7 protein-coding genes are annotated in these 15,299 nt (G+C 73.6%); 2 read left to right on the forward strand and 5 right to left on the reverse strand.

The features are described 5' to 3' along the window. Positions 1-69: 69 nt before the first annotated feature. From nudC to J7I97_RS15400, 5 genes are all read right to left on the reverse strand, one after another. A complete protein-coding gene (gene nudC, locus J7I97_RS15380; protein ID WP_214935148.1) occupies positions 70-1,011 on the reverse strand; it encodes an NAD(+) diphosphatase in 942 nt (313 codons plus the stop codon). Positions 1,012-1,090: 79 nt separating this feature from the next. After that, positions 1,091-2,494, reverse strand: coding sequence for a dipeptidase (locus tag J7I97_RS15385; protein ID WP_214935149.1), 1,404 nt, complete (start codon positions 2,492-2,494; stop codon positions 1,091-1,093). A gap of 10 nt (positions 2,495-2,504) precedes the next feature. After that, the gene (locus J7I97_RS15390; RefSeq protein WP_214935151.1) at positions 2,505-6,410 is read right to left on the reverse strand and encodes a UvrD-helicase domain-containing protein; all 3,906 of its coding nucleotides are present in this window, start codon (positions 6,408-6,410) and stop codon (positions 2,505-2,507) included. A 64-nt stretch (positions 6,411-6,474) separates the two neighbouring features. After that, positions 6,475-9,858, reverse strand: a complete 3,384-nt coding sequence (locus tag J7I97_RS15395; protein ID WP_374195474.1) for an ATP-dependent helicase — start codon at positions 9,856-9,858, stop codon at positions 6,475-6,477. A 171-nt stretch (positions 9,859-10,029) separates the two neighbouring features. Next, positions 10,030-10,386 (reverse strand): MGMT family protein, encoded by a 357-nt coding sequence (locus tag J7I97_RS15400; RefSeq protein ID WP_285441019.1) that lies wholly within the window; start codon positions 10,384-10,386, stop codon positions 10,030-10,032. 167 nt (positions 10,387-10,553) lie between these two features. On the opposite strand from J7I97_RS15400, the gene J7I97_RS15405 reads away from it, so the two are divergent. Together J7I97_RS15405 and J7I97_RS15410 are read left to right on the forward strand one after the other, a co-directional pair. Continuing rightward, positions 10,554-13,523, forward strand: coding sequence for a lysylphosphatidylglycerol synthase transmembrane domain-containing protein (locus J7I97_RS15405; RefSeq protein WP_214935155.1), 2,970 nt, complete (start codon positions 10,554-10,556; stop codon positions 13,521-13,523). 127 nt (positions 13,524-13,650) lie between these two features. Further along, positions 13,651-15,246 (forward strand): alpha/beta hydrolase, encoded by a 1,596-nt coding sequence (locus tag J7I97_RS15410; protein ID WP_214935157.1) that lies wholly within the window; start codon positions 13,651-13,653, stop codon positions 15,244-15,246. Positions 15,247-15,299 lie beyond the last annotated feature (53 nt).

Raw genomic sequence — 15,299 nt, forward strand, 5'->3', positions numbered from 1 at the left:
GACACTGATGACGCGAGTGACGCGAGTGACGTGAGTCGCGAGTGACGCGGGTGACGCCGGTGACGCCGCTTACGCAAGCGGCCGCGGCAGGGGCTCCCCGTACCAGTGCTCGACCAGGCGGGCCGCGATCGAGATCCCCGACGGCGGCACCACTGCGCCCGTCTCGAACGCCTCCCGCAGCTCCTCGCGGGAGAACCAGCGGGCCTCCTCGATCTCCTCGCCATCGACCGTGATCTCGGAGCTGACGGCGCGGGCCGTGAAGCCCAGCATCAGGCTGTACGGGAACGGCCAGGGCTGGCTGGCGACGTACTCGACCTCGCCGACCTTGACGCCCGCCTCCTCCCACACCTCGCGGATCACCGACTGCTCGATGGATTCGCCCGGCTCCACGAACCCGGCGAGCGTGGAGAAGCGGCCCTCCGGCCAGTGCACCTGGCGGCCCAGCAGGGCGCGGTCGTGCTCGTCCGTGACCAGCATGATCACGGCCGGGTCGGTGCGCGGGTAGTGCTCGGCTCCGCAGCCGGGGCAGCGGCGGATGTGCCCGGCGGCCGCGACCACCGTGCGCTCGCCGCAGCGGGAGCAGAAGCGGTGCATCCGCTGCCAGTTCTCCAGGGCCACCGCGTGCACCATCAGCCCGGCGTCACGCGGGGACAGCAGCAGCCCGGCCTCGCGCAGGCCGGCCGGGCGGGCCGACTGGTCCATCCGGCCCGGCAGGGAGTCCTTCTGCAGCGCGAAGTACCGTACGCCGTCCTCGTCGGTGCCCAGGAAGTAGCGGTGGGTCTCGGTGACCGGCGCCTCGAAGGCCGGCGTCATCACGATGCCGGTGCCGCCGTCCGGGGTGTCGTCGATCAGCACCTGGCCACCGGAGACGACGAACACGCGGGTCGTCGGGTGGCTCCAGGCGGCGGCGAGCCAGGCCTCGTCGAGGCGGTGGTGCGCGGCCCGGTCTATGTCGCTGGGCGCGGCGAGCGTGATGGGGCGCTCGGTATAGGTGCTCACAGGTACTTCCAACTCCCCCGGTGGTGGGACAGGCAGGCTCAGTGGCTCGTGACTTGTGATTCGTGACTCGTGACTCGGTACGACGGGTGTGTCAGGCGGGCTTCCAGTGGGCCGCCAGGTCGCCCCAGAGGTAGGCGGTCGTCTCGACGCCCTTGAGGAGCAGGTCCAGCTCGACCTTCTCGTTCGGCGCGTGCCAGCCGTCGGACGGCACGGAGATGCCGAGGAAGAGCACGGGGGCGGCCAGGACGTCCTGGAGGTCCGCCGCGGGTCCCGAGCCGCCCTCGCGGGTGAAGCGGATCTTCTGGCCGAAGGCGCGGCCCATGGCCCGTACGACGGACTGCAGCGCCGGGTGGTCCAGCGGGGTCAGGCAGGGCCGGGTGGGGGCGCCGAAGGTGATGGAGTGCCGGATTCCGGACGGGATCCGCCCGGCCACCCAGTCCCTGACGGCCGCCTCGACCTTGTACGGGTCCTGCCCGGAGACCAGGCGGAAGGACAGCTTCAGGTGTGCGGAGGCAGGCACGATGGTCTTGCCGCCGGGGCCCTGGTAGCCGCCGCCGATGCCGTTGACCTCGGCGGTCGGGCGGGCCCAGACGCGTTCCAGGGTGGAGTAGCCCCGCTCGCCCGACGCGACGTGGGACTTGGCGGTACGGAGCCACTCGGACTCGTCGAAGGGGAGCTCCGCGATCAGCGCGCGCTCGGTGTCCGTGAGCTCGGCGATGTTGTCGTAGAAGCCGGGGATCGTGACGCGCTCGTCGGCGTCGTGCAGGGCGGCGACGAGGCGGGCGGCGACGGTGGCCGGGTTGGGCACGGCCCCGCCGAAGGCGCCGGAGTGGATGTCCTGGTCGGGGCCGTGGAGGTCGATCTCGCAGTCGGCCACGCCGCGCATGCCGGTGCAGACAGTGGGGGTGGTCTCGGACCACATGCCGGTGTCGGAGACGATCACGATGTCGGTGGCGAGGCGCGCGGCCTCGCGCTCGACCAGGGCGCGGAAGTGCGGGGAGCCGGACTCCTCCTCGCCCTCGATGAGGAGCTTGAGATTCACGGCGGGGGCGTCGGCGCCGGTCGCGGCGAGGTGGGCCCGTACGCCGAGGGTGTGGAAGAACACCTGGCCCTTGTCGTCGGCGGCGCCGCGCCCGTACATCCGGCCGTCCTTGACGATGGGCTCGAACGGGTCGGTGTGCCAGCCGTCGGCGAGGGCGGCGGGCTGGACGTCGTGGTGCCCGTAGACGAGGACGGTGGGGGCGGCCGGGTCCTCGCTCGGCCAGTGCGCGAAGACGGCGGGGGCGCCGTCGGTCTCCCAGACCTCGGCGACGGGGAAGCCGGTCTCCTTGAGCTTCGCGGCGAGCCATTCGGCGCTGCGGCGTACGTCGCCCGCGTGCTCGGGCTGGGCCGAGACGGAGGGGATGCGCAGCCAGTCGGCGAGGTCGCCGAGGAAGGCCGCGCGGTGGGTGTCGATGTACGTGCGGACGCCGGTGTCCGCCGAGGGGTGGCTCATGCCTACGAGCCTAACTGTCCGCCTGATGGTCACTATCCGTGTCCGATTTGCCTTGGAGGATCCGCTCAAGGCGGGCCCGGTCGGGGAGGTCGCGGGGGCGGATGACGCGGCCGCTGCGGACGTGGACGAAGGCGGCGGTGACCTGGTCGAGGGGGGTGCCGGTGGTTTCGGCCCAGGCCAGGCGGTAGACGGCGAGCTGGAGGGGGTCGGCCTCGGTGGAGCGGCCGGTCTTCCAGTCGACGATCTCGTAGCTGTCGGCGGACGTTTCGGCTGCGGATGTCTTGTACACGGCGTCGATCCGGCCGCGGATGACGCGGCCGGCGAGGGTGAGCTGGACCGGGACCTCCATGCGGTGAGGGGTCCGCTCGGCGTATTCGCTCCGCTCGAAGGCCGCCTTGAGGGAGTCGAGGTCGGCCTCGTCGGCGATCTCCTGGTCGGAGCCGGAGCCGGAGCTGGAGCCGGAGCCGGAGCCGACGTCGGCGCCGGGGAGGTCGGTGGCGGGGTCGAGGACGTCGAGGAAGGGCAGCGGGAGCTCGTCGAAACGGGACTCGACCCAGGCGTGGAACCGGGTGCCCTGGCGGGCGGCGGGCTGGGGCGGCTTGGGCATGGGGCGGGCGAGGTCGCGGGCGAAGCCGTGCTCGTCCGCGGCCAGGCGGAGGAGCTGGCTGGCGGAGAGGGCGGCGGGCAGCTCGACGTCCCGCACGGCGGCGCGGGCCCGTCGGAGCTCGCCCTCCAGGGCGTCGAGGTCACGGTCCCAGGAGGCGATGGCTCGCGCCTCTTCGGGAGTGAGCGGGGTTCCGCCGCCTGCGGCGGGGCGGGTCCCGCGCCGCGGCGCGGCGGGGCCGGGCTCTGCCGAGGTCTCATCGGCCGGCCACAACTCGCCGCGGGGCGGTCCGGCCTCGGCGCGGGGCGCGGGTACGGCTGCGCCGGGCTCGGCCCAGGGGTCGTCGGCCGGCCACGGGTCGTCCCCGTGCGGGGCAGCTGCCGCGGCGGGTGCGGGTACGGCGGAGCCGGGCTCGGCCCAGGGGTCGTCGGCCGGCCAGGGGTCGTCCCCGTGCGGGGCAGCTGCCGCGGCGGGTGCGGGTACGGCGGAGCCGGGCTCGGCCCAGGGGTCGTCGGCCGGCCACAGGTCGTCCCCCTGCGGGGAGGGTTCATCCCCCACCCCGCCCCTTCCCGAAACCGGGGCTCCGCCCCGGACCCCGCCAGGGGTCCGGCCCCCGGGCGCGGGTACGGCGACGCCGGGCGCGGCCCAGGGGTCGGGCTCGGCCCAGGGGTCGTCGGACGGCCACACGTCGTCGTACGACGGGTCTTCGCAGTCCGGGGGCCAGAGGTAGGGGTCGGTCGGGGGGCTGGCGAGGTGGGATTCGACCAGGGCTGCCGCGCGGCGGCGGAGGGTGAGGGAGTGGGGGTCCAGGGGGAGGGGCCAGGACTGGTCCGGGGTGTCGGCGGTGGCGAGGGCGGGGTTTTCGGCGTCCGCGTCGGGTTCGGCCGCCCAGGCCTCGATCTCGCCGTGGCCCGATGCGCAGTGGTCGTAGAGGGCCGTGAGGAACGCGGACGGGCCGCGCCGCTTCTTTTGCGTCGGCCCCCACCAGTGGCCGGAGGCCAGCAGCAGGGAGCGCGGGCGGGTGAAGGTCACATAGCCGAGGCGGAGTTCCTCCGTCTCCTTGTGGGACTTCAGGGCCGCCTTGAAGGACTTGAGGCCGGCCGAGGTCCAGGCCGGGTCGCCCGGCAGCGTGGACGCGTCGCCGCGCAGGGCGTACGGGAGCACCTTCGCGTACGAGGTCCAGGCCTCCGGCGCCTTCTCCTTCGGGAAGGAGCCCGCGCACAGGTCGGGGACGACGACCACGTCCCACTCCAGACCTTTGGACTTGTGGGCGGTCAGGACCTTGACCGTGTTCTCCCCGCCGGGCAGGGCGTGGTCCAGGCCCTTCTCGTACTGGGCGGCGGTACGCAGGAAGCCCAGGAAGGCCAGGAGGGACGCCTCGCCGTCCAGGGACGCGAAGCCGGCCGCCACGTCCATGAAGCCGGACAGCGTTTCCCGGCGGCGGGCCGCCAGCGCGTGCGGGGAGGCCGACAGCTCCACGTCCAGGCCGGTGGCGGCCAGCACCCGGTGCAGTACGTCCATCAGCGGGTCCGCGAGCGAACGCCGCAGGTCACGCAGCTCCTGGGCGAGGTGGGCGAAGCGGACCCGGGCTTCCGGGGAGAAGGGGAGGTCGTCCAGGGAAGTGGAGGCGGAGCCGGAGGTGGAGGTGGAGGCGGAGCCGGAGCCGGAGGTGGAGGCGGAGGTGGTCAGGAAGGTTTCCAGGGCGTCGGCCAGGGATACGACCTCCGCCGGGTCCACACCTTCGACCGCCGCGGCGAGGCGTTCGTCCGGGTCGTCCCCGGAGGCCGGCGCACGGCCCGCCAGCTGCCGCGCCCGGCGCCCCAGCAGGGCGAGGTCGCGGGCGCCGATCCGCCAGCGCGGTCCGATCAGCAGCCGGACGAGCGAGGCGTTGGCGCCCGGGTCCTGGAGGACTTCGCAGACCGCGACCAGGTCCGCGACCTCGGGGAGGTGCAGCAGCCCCGAGAGGCCCACCACCTCGACCGGGACGTCCCGCGCCACCAGGACCGCCTGGATCTTGGCGAAGTCACCGCCCGACCGGCACAGCACCGCGATCTCGCGGGGCTCCGTCCCGGTGCGGACCAGGTGGGCCACCGAGTCCGCGAGCCACTCCAGCTCCTCGGCGTGCGTGGACAGCAGCGCGCAGCGCACGGAGCCGGCCCGCTCCTCCCCGGGGGCCGGACGGAGGGCCTCCACGCCCTCGTGCATCTCCCGCAGCGGCGCGGCAAGCCCATTGGCCAGGTCCAGCAGGCGGCCGCCGCTGCGCCGGTTCTCACTCAGCGAGAACCGGGTGGCGGGGCTGGAATCCGCGTGCGGGAAGTGCTCGGGGAAGTCGTCGAGGTTGGCCACCGAGGCCCCGCGCCAGCCGTAGATCGCCTGGCAGGGGTCGCCGACGGCGGTCACCGGATGCCCGGTTCCCCCGCCGAACAGCCCGGACAGCAGCAGCCGCTGGGCGACGGAGGTGTCCTGGTACTCGTCGAGCAGGACCACCCGGAACTCCTCACGCAGCAGCGCCCCCACCTCGGGGCGGGTGGTCGCGAGCTGCGCGGAGAGGGCTATCTGGTCGCTGAAGTCGAGCAGGTCGCGGGAGCGCTTGGCGGCGCGGTACCGGGCGACGAGTTCGAGCAGTTCCAGGCGCCCGCGCACCGCCTCCGGGACCTTGCGCAGGTCCTCGTTGGTGAGCTTGGTCTCCGCGAGGGTCCCCAGCAGCTCGGTGTCGTAGGCGCGCAGCCGCTCCGGTGTGACCAGGTGCTCGGAGAGTTCCGCGTCGAGCGCGAGGAGGTCGCTGACCAGGTCGGGGATCGACTTGGTCAGGGCCGGGTACGGCCCGGGGGCCTCGCGCAGCACCCGGGCGGCGAGCTGGAAGCGGGTGGCGTCGGCGAGCAGCCGCGCGCTGGGCTCCAGCCCGATGCGCAGGCCGTGGTCCTTGAGGAGCTGGCCGGCGAAGGCGTGGTACGTGGAGATGCGGGGCTCCCCGCCGGCGCCGTCGGCCCCGCCCCCGGCCTCGGCCGGGAAGGGGGCCGGGTCGGTGATGCCGGCCCGCGCGAGGGCCTTGCGTACGCGCTCGGCGAGCTCACCGGCGGCCTTGTTGGTGAAGGTCAGGCCGAGGACCTGCTCGGGCGCGACGGCTCCGGTGCCGACCAGCCAGACCACGCGGGCGGCCATGACGGTGGTCTTGCCGGAGCCGGCCCCGGCGACGATCACCTGCGGGGCCGACGGGGCGGTGACGCAGGCCATCTGTTCGGGCGTGAAAGGGATACCGAGGAGCTCCTTGAGCTGCTCGGGGTCGGTGAGGACAGACGGACGCGCGGACACGTAAAGAGGCTAGCCGCCCCCACCGACAGTCCCGGACCGCCCCGGACGGCCGGCCTTCCGTGGATCACTCCACGGTCTGGCGGCCCTCGGGGCGCGCGCTGCACGCGCTGCGGAAGGAGCAGTGGTCGCAGTGCTTGCCCGCGGCCGGGGCGAACCGCTCGTCGAGGACCCGGCCGGCGGCGGTGGCCAGCAGGTCGCCGACCCATTCGCCGTTCAGCGGCTGCTGCGCCTGGATCTTGGGGACCTCGTCGCCTCCGTCGCGCTTCGCGGCTCCCTGGCGGAGCTGGACGAGTTCGGCGCCGCCCGACTCCGGGCGCAGCCCGTCGAAGACCTCGTCGACGGCGCCTTCGCGGACCGCGAGCTGGTAGACGGCGAGCTGCGGGTGCCGCGCGACCTCGTCCTTCGTCGGCGCGGCCTTGCCGGTCTTGAAGTCGACGACGTACGCGCGCCCGTGCGGGTCCGCCTCGACCCGGTCCATGGAGCCCCGGATGCGGACGGCGTACTCGCCCGCCTCGAGCGTGACGTCGAAGTCGTGCTCGGTGGCCACGGCCGCCCGGCCGCCGCGGTCGGTGGTGTGCCAGCGCAGGAAGCGCTCCAGGGCCGCGCGGGCGTTCTCCTTCTCCTGGCGGGATTTCCAGGGGGCGTCGAAGGCGAGGGCGTCCCAGACGGAGTCGAGGCGCTCCATGAGGACGGCGAGGTCGGCGGGGGTGCGCCCGGAGGCCACCTCGTCGGCGAGGACGTGGACGACGTTGCCGAAGCCCTGCGCGGCGGTGGAAGGGGCGTCGGCCTTGACCTCGCGGCCCAGGAACCACTGCAGCGAACAGGTGTTGGCGAGCTGGTCCAGGGCGCTGCCGGAGAGGGCGACGGGCCGGTCCCGGTCGCGCAGCGGGACGCTGCTGCGGGTGGGCTCGTACAGGCCCCACCAGCGCTGCGGGTGCGCGGCGGGGACGAGCGGGCGGTCCTCGTCGTCGGTGAGCGCGGCGAGGCGGGCGAGGCGGCGGGCGGCGGCGTCGCGCAGCGCGGGCGACGCGTCCGGGTCGACGGTGGTGGCGCGCAGTTCGGCGACGAGCGCCGGGACGGCGAGGGGGCGGCGGGGCCGGCCGGTGACGTCCTTGGGTGTGACTCCGAGCTCGGTGAGGAAGCGGGAGGGCTGGTCTCCGTCGTCGGCGGAGGCCTTGACGGCGGTGACGACGAGGCGCTCGCGCGCGCGGGTGGCGGCGACGTAGAAGAGGCGGCGCTCCTCGGCCAGGAGCGCGCCGGGGGTGAGGGGTTCGGCGAGGCCGTCGCGGCCGATGCGGTCGGCTTCGAGGAGGGAGCCGCGGCGGCGCAGGTCGGGCCACAGCCCCTCCTGCACACCGGCGACCACGACGAGGGACCACTCCAGCCCCTTGGAGCGGTGGGCGGTCATGAGCCGTACGGCGTCGGACCGCGCGGCTTTGCCGGTCAGCGTGTCGGCGGCGATGTCCTCGGCTTCGAGCTGTTCGAGGAAGTTCAGGGCGCCGCGGCCGCCGGTACGTTCTTCCGCGCGGGCGGCGGTGTCGAACAGCGCGCAGACGGCGTCGAGGTCGCGGTCGGCGTTGCGGCCGGCCGCGCCGCCGCGGCGCGCGTTGCGCTCCAGCCGCTGTGGCCAGGGGGTGCCGTCCCAGAGGACCCAGAGGGCCTCCTCGGCGGTGCCGCCGCCCTGGAGCAGCTCGCGGGCCTTGCGCAGCAGCAGGCCGAGCCGCTGCGCTCCGCGGGCGTACGAGGGGTCGTGCGCGACGAGCCGCTCCGGCTCGGCGAGCGCCCGTGCGAGCAGTACGTCCGACGGCGCGGGCACCTTGACCCCGGCGGCACGCTCCTCGTCCCGCAACGCCCTGCCGAGCCGCCGCAGATCGCTGGCGTCCATCCCCCCGAGCGGCGACGCCAGCATCCCGAGCGCGGCCTCAACCCCGATCCACCCATCGCCTCCGCCGCCCGGGACGTCGTCGCCCCCGGCCCCATCGGCGTCGGCGGGGTCGGCCGGGGCCGTACCCACGAAGCCGCCCGCCAGGGTGTCGGGGGCGGCAAGGGGTGTGTCCCCCGGCTCGTCCGGCGAGGTGGTGGGGGTCGGGTCAGGGCCCGGCAGGGCAGCCGCGGCTGTGGCTGTGGTGCGGAGGGCTGCCAGGAGAGGGGCTACGGCCGGTTCGTGGCGTAGGGGGGTGTCCGTGCCGTCGGTTTCGGCCGGGACGCCCGCCGAGATCAGGGCGCGGCGCATCGCCGGGAGGGTGCGGCCGCCGGAGCGGACCAGGACGGCCATGTCCTGCCACGGAACGCCGTCCTCCAGGTGGGCCCGCCGCAGGATGTCGGCGATGTTGTCCAGCTCGGTGCCGGCCGTGGGGTACGTGAATACCTCGACCCGGCCGCCCTCCCGCGTGGCACGCAGGTCGCGGTGGGCCCGTACCGCCGCCCCGGGCAGCCGTGGGACGGGCATCCGCGTGGTGAGCAGCCGCGTGGCCGTCAGCAACGCGGCTCCCGAGCGGCGGCCCACCGTCAGCGCGCGCACCGCCGCGCCCGGGAAGGCGGTCTCGAAGTCCAGGATGTTGTTGATGTCCGCGCCCCGGAAGGCGTAGATCGACTGGTCCGGGTCGCCGAAGGCGACGAGCGTGCCGGCCGGGCCGGCCAGTGCCCGCAGCAGGCGCAGTTGCGAGGCGTCCGTGTCCTGGAACTCGTCCACGAAGATCGCGTCGTAGGCGAGGGCAAGGGAAGGGGTGCGCTCCGCCAGCAGGACCGCGCGGTGGAGGAGCTCGGCGTAGTCCAGCGTGCCCTGCATGTCCAGGACGTCCAGGTACTCGGAGAGGAACGCCGCCGCCGCCTTCCAGTCGGGACGGCCGATGCGCCCGGCGAAGTCGGACAGGGCCGCCGGGCCCAGGCCCAGCTCGCGGGCGCGGGCGAGCACCGCCCGTACCTCGTCGGCGAAGCCGCGCGTGGTCAGCGCGGCCCGCAGGTCGTCCGGCCAGCGGATGGAACGGAGCTGACGCTGCCCCTCCAGGAGGGTGCGGACCATCACGTCCTGCTCCGGCCCGGACAGCAGCCGCAGCGGGTCCGCGAACAGGTCGGTGTCCTGGTGGGCGCGGACCAGGCCGTAGCAGAAGGAGTGGAAGGTGGTGGCCTGCGGAGCCCGTGCCCCGCCCAGCCGCAGGGCGGCCCGGTCGCGGAGTTCCACCGCCGCCTTGCGGCTGAAGGTGAGGATCAGGATCCTGGCGGGGTCCGTCCCGGCTTCGACCCGGGCGGCGGCCGCCTCCACCAGCGTGGTCGTCTTACCTGTACCCGGTCCGGCCAGGACCAGCAGCGGTCCGGCCGTGTGATCAACCACCGCGCGCTGCGCTGCGTCCAGCACAGGGGGATCCACCCGTTCCGGCCCGGTGCGCACCAGGCGGTACGCGTCAGGGGTCCGCGTACGCCGCGCGGAGCGGTCGGAAGGAGAGCTGATCACGTGAGGTGCCGGTCCTGGTGGGTCTGCTGGGTCTGCGGCGGCCGCTGCGTCGGCCGAAGAGGCAACGCTACGCCAACGGGCGCACCGCGCGCAGTGTCCGCGCGTCCGTCGTGCACTCGCCCGTACGGGCCTTCGACCGCCCGCGCGGGCGCCGCATGGCGGAAGCTGTCAGATGTGACCCTCGTCCCGTCCGCCCGGCCCGGAACCGTCGTCCCGGCCGTCCCAGCGGGCCTGCCGCATGTTCAGCCGCGGCTCGCCGGCGGCGGTCTCGCGCAGCGGTGTGGACTCGGTCCGGTAGTGCTCCAGGGCGCGCCGCTCGCTGCCGGGGAGGGGTCGCCCGTCTGCCCGCACCACGCGCCACCAGGGCACGGCTCCCCCGTACAGGGCCATGACGCGCCCGACTTGGCGCGGTCCGCCCTCGCCGAGCCACTCCGCGACGTCGCCGTATGTCATCACCCGGCCGGGCGGAATCCGCTCGGCCGCATCCAGCACCCGCTCCGCGTACGCGGGCAGCTCTTCGCTCATTCGGGACATGGTGCCGCACGTCGCCGACATCCTCGCGGAAGGTTTCCTTCCGCGATGGCGCGCACCCTGATGCCTCCCTTGCCTGCCGGTCCGTGCCACCATCTTCCGGGCGGTGACTGGTGATACGTGATCAAGAAGAGACGGATGTGACGGCGAAGGAGCAGGGTGTGAGCCCTCCGGACGGCGCGACGGCCGACGACGGCGCGCGCCCAGACGACGGCCCCGCCGCGCAGTCGAACGGCCCCTCCGCACGCCCTGACGGTCCCCCGCAGCAGGCCGGCGGCCCCTCCGCACGCCCCGGCGGCGCCGCCCAGCAGCCCGGGGGCCGTGCCGAACAGTCCGACGACGCCTCGGCGCAGCCCGACGACAGCTCGGCTCAGCCCGGCGGCCCCGCCCAGCAGCCCGGCGGCCGTGGCGCACAGCCCGAAGGCACCTCGGCTCAGCCCGAAGGCACCTCGGCTCAGCCCGACGGTCCGTCCGCTCAGCCCGACGGTCCGTCCGCTCAGCCCGACCACGGCCCCACCGCCCGCCCCGACGACGCCGACAGCCCCGAGCGGCCCCACGGTCACACCCCGACGGCGGCCGACCAGGTCGAGGTGGACGAGCCGCTGCTCGCCGCCCGCGTCCACCGGCCGTCCGACCTCGTACGCCTCCTCGTCGGCATCCTCGGCATCGCCGTCGTGCTCGCCATCGCCGCCTTCGCCCACGGCACCACCGTGGGCCTGCAGGAAGACATCAGCAAGGGCACCGGCCAGGCGCCGGACGTGCTGATCAAGGTCGCCGGGCTGGTCTCCAGCATCGCCGTGCTCCTCGTGCCCGTCGCCTTCGCCATCGAGCGGCTGATCAAACGCGACGGGCTGCGCATCGCCGACGGCGTGCTCGCCGCCGTCCTCGCGCACGGGGTGACTCTGGCCACCGACCTGTGGGTCTCCCAGGCGGCTCCCGAGACGATCCAGGCCGCCCTCACCCGTCCCACCGGGGCCGGTGGTGCCCTCACCGACCCGGTGCACGGATACCTCGCGCCCGTGATCGCGTACATGACCGCCGTCGGGATGACCCGCAGACCGCGCTGGCGCGTGGCGCTGTGGGTGGTGCTGCTGCTCGACGCGTTCGCAATGCTGGTCAGCGGGTACACCACCCCGTTCTCGATCATCCTGACCGTGCTGATCGGCTGGAGCGTCGCGTACGGAACGCTGTACGCGGTCGGCTCGCCGAATGTCCGGCCCACCGGGCAGAACCTCCTCGCCGGCCTGCGCCGGGTCGGCTTCCAGCCGGTCAGCGCGATGCGCGCCGAGTCACCCGACGGACCGGATTCCGAGCAGACCGACCGGGGCCGCCGCTACCACGTCACCCTGGAGGACGGGCCTCCGCTCGACGTCACCGTGGTGGACCGCGAGCAGCAGGCGCACGGCTTCTTCTACCGGGTCTGGCGCCGGCTCACCCTGCGCGGCATCACCACGCGGCGCAGCCTCCAGTCGCTGCGCCAGGCGCTGGAGCAGGAGGCGCTGCTCTCGTACGCGGCCATCGCGGCCGGCGCCAACGCGCCGAAGCTGATCGCGACGTCCGAGCTGGGCCCGGACGCCGTGATGCTGGTGTACGAGCACCTGGGCGGCCGGACCCTGGACTCCCTCGCCGACGAGGAGATCACCGACGATCTGATCCGCAACGCGTGGGAGCAGGTACGGGCCCTGCAATCGCGGCGGATCGCGCACCGCAGGCTCACCGGGGACGCCCTGGTGGTGGATCGTTCCGCCAATGTCATCCTCACCGACCTGCGGGGCGGCGAGATCGCGGCCGGCGACCTGGTCCTGCGGATGGACATCGCGCAGCTGCTGACCACGCTGGGCCTGCGGGTCGGCGCGGAGCGGGCGGTGGCCTCGGCGGTGTCGGTCCTCGGGCCGGACGCGGTCGCGGACTGCCTGCCGCTGCTCCAGCCGATCGCGCTGAGCCGTTCCACCCGGGCGACGCTGCGCAAGCTCGCCCGGGAGCGGGCCGAGCGGCAGCGGGAGGCCGTACTGGAGTCCTCGCGGGCGGCGAAGGCGGCCCGGGAGGCGGTTTTGGGGACATCCTCCGCGGCTGACCGGAAGGCCGAGAAGAAGGCGCTGGACGACGCCCTGGACGGGGCCCGCGAGGAGGATCTGCTGAGCCAGATCCGCCAGCAGGTGCTGCTGATCCGCCCGCAGGCGCCGGTGGAGCCGGCCCGGCTGGAACGGATCCGGCCGCGCACGCTGGTCTCGTTCATCGCGGGCGCGTTCGGTGCGTACTTCCTGCTCACGCAGCTGGCCCATGTGGACTTCGCGACCATCATCGGCGAGGCGCAGTGGGGCTGGGTGGGCGCGGCCCTGGCCTTCTCCGTCCTGACGTACTTCGCGGCGGCGATGAGCCTGCTGGGCTTCGTGCCGGAGCGGGTGTCGTTCCTGCGGACGGTGCTCGCACAGGTGGCGGGCTCCTTCGTGAAGCTGGTCGCCCCGGCGGCGGTCGGCGGTGTCGCGCTGAACACGCGCTTTCTGCAGCGGGCGGGGGTCCGGCCGGGCCTGGCGGTGGCCAGCGTGGGCGCCTCGCAGCTGTTCGGGCTGGCGAGCCACATCCTGCTGCTGCTGGCCTTCGGCTACTTGACGGGAACCGAGAAGACCCCGGAGATGACGCCGTCCCGGACGGTCATCGCGGGTCTCCTGACGGTGGCGGTGCTGGTGCTCGTGGTCACAGCGGTGCCGTTCCTGCGTAAATTCGTGGCGACGCGGGTACGGGCCCTGTTCGCGGGCGTGGTGCCGCGCATGCTGGACGTTCTCCAGCGACCGCAGAAGCTGGTGACCGGCATCGGCGGGATGCTGCTGCTGACGGGCTGCTTCGTGATGTGCCTCGACGCGTCGATCCGGGCCTTCGGGGGCGGGCAGGCCATCAGCTACGCGAGCATCGCGGTGGTCTTCCTGGCGGGCAACGCCTTGGGCTCCGCCGCCCCGACGCCGGGCGGCATGGGCGCGGTCGAAACAACCCTGACCCTCGGCCTGATCGCGGCGGGCCTGGAAAAGGAGGTCGCCATCTCGGCCGTCCTCCTCTTCCGCCTGATGACCTTCTGGCTCCCGGTACTCCCGGGCTGGATCTCGTTCAACTTCCTGACCCGCAAGGAAGCCATCTAGCTCCGCCGGGGGACGGCCAAAGCCGCGGCGCCGCTGCCGGGTGCTCCGCCTCGGACGCGAGCGTGCGCGGCGACCCGAACGGGTCAGCGCGGGGGCGGGGTGTGGCGGGGGCACGCAGGATGGGGGCATGTCGAGAAATGGTCCCCGGGTCGCCGCTGCCGTCGTCCTCGCCGCTGTGCTGGTCGGTGTCAGCGGCTGTTCCGACAGTAGCGAGGAGAAGAAGCCCAAGGCCGGCGGGACCAAGGGGGCCGAGCCGTTGAAGTGGGGGGAGTGCGAGGCTCCCACCGCTGCCGAGGGTGGGGGGCAGGCGCCGTCCAAGGAGTGGCAGTGTGCCACCCTCCACGTGCCCCTCGACTACGCCAAGCCCGAGGGGGAGACCATCCCGATCGCGCTGATTCGGGCCAAGGCCCGGGACAAGGGCAAGCGGATCGGGTCGCTCGTTTTCAACTTCGGCGGGCCCGGTGGGTCGGGGATTTCCACCCTTCCCGGCGCCGCCAAGGAGTACGCGGCGCTGCGCGAGCGGTATGACCTGGTCAGCTTCGACCCCCGCGGGGTGGGGCGCAGTGCTCCTGTCCGCTGCGAGGGCGACAGGCAGCTCGACGCGTATTACGCACAGGATTCCACGCCTGGGACGCCCCAGCAGGAGAAGGCCTTTGTTGACAACCTCAGGAAGTTCCAGCAGGCCTGCGAGAGGAATTCCAGGAAGGTGCTGCCCTACGTCGGCACCGAGAACGCCGCCCGCGACCTGGACCGGATCCGCCAGGCCCTCGGCGACGAGAAGCTGAACTACTTCGGGATCTCCTACGGCACCGAGCTCGGCGGGGTCTACGCCCACCTCTTCCCGAAGAACGTCGGCCGGGCGGTGTTCGACGCCGTCGTGGACCCGACCAAGACGTCGGAGGAGGGCGCCCTCGGGCAAGCCAAGGGGTTTCAGCTGGCCCTCGGCAACTTCGCGCAGGACTGCGTGAACCGCGGGGACGAGTGCCGGCTCCAGGGCAGCACCGCCAAGGAGATCGAGGCGAACATCGTCAAGCTGCAGAAGGACCTGGCCGTCAAGCCCATCGCCGGTATCGGCGGCCGGATGCTGACTGATTCCGCCGCGACCAACGGGATCGCCCAGGCCCTCTACTCGAAGCAGCTCTGGCCGCTGCTGGAGCAGGGCCTGGACGAGGCCGACGGCGGGCAGGGGCAGCTGCTCATGGCACTGTCCGACGCGCTCAACGGGCGCGACCAGCAGGGGCACTACAGCAATATCGGGGCAGCCAATACGGCGATCAACTGCGTGGACTCCAAGGACCGTTACACCCTGGAGCAGACCAAGTCCAAGCTCCCGGCCTTCCGTTCGACCTCCCCCGTCTTCGGGGACTTCCTCGGCTGGGCGCTGATGAGCTGCACCGACTGGCCGGTCCCGGGTGCTTGGGAGACGCCGGACGTGTCCGCCCCCGGCTCCGCCCCGATCCTGGTGATCGGCAACACCGGTGACCCGGCGACCCCGTACGAGGGCGCCCGCAGGATGGTGGAGCGGCTCGGTCCCGGTGTCGGCGTGGAGCTCACGTACAAGGGCGAGGGGCACGGCGCGTACAACAGCGGCGACAAGTGCGTGCAGAAGGCCGTGAACGCCTACCTGCTGGACGGGAAGGTGCCGGGCGCCAACACCGTCTGCACCGCGACGCAGAACCCCACGGGAACGCCCGTGGCGCCTGAGCCGCCTCAAGGTGCCTGAGAAAGCACCGAGAAACACCGAGAAGCACCGAGGGGCCGTACCGCGATGTGTGC

The organism is Streptomyces sp. ISL-87, from assembly GCF_018614095.1.
Classification (GTDB): Bacteria; Actinomycetota; Actinomycetes; order Streptomycetales; family Streptomycetaceae; genus Streptomyces.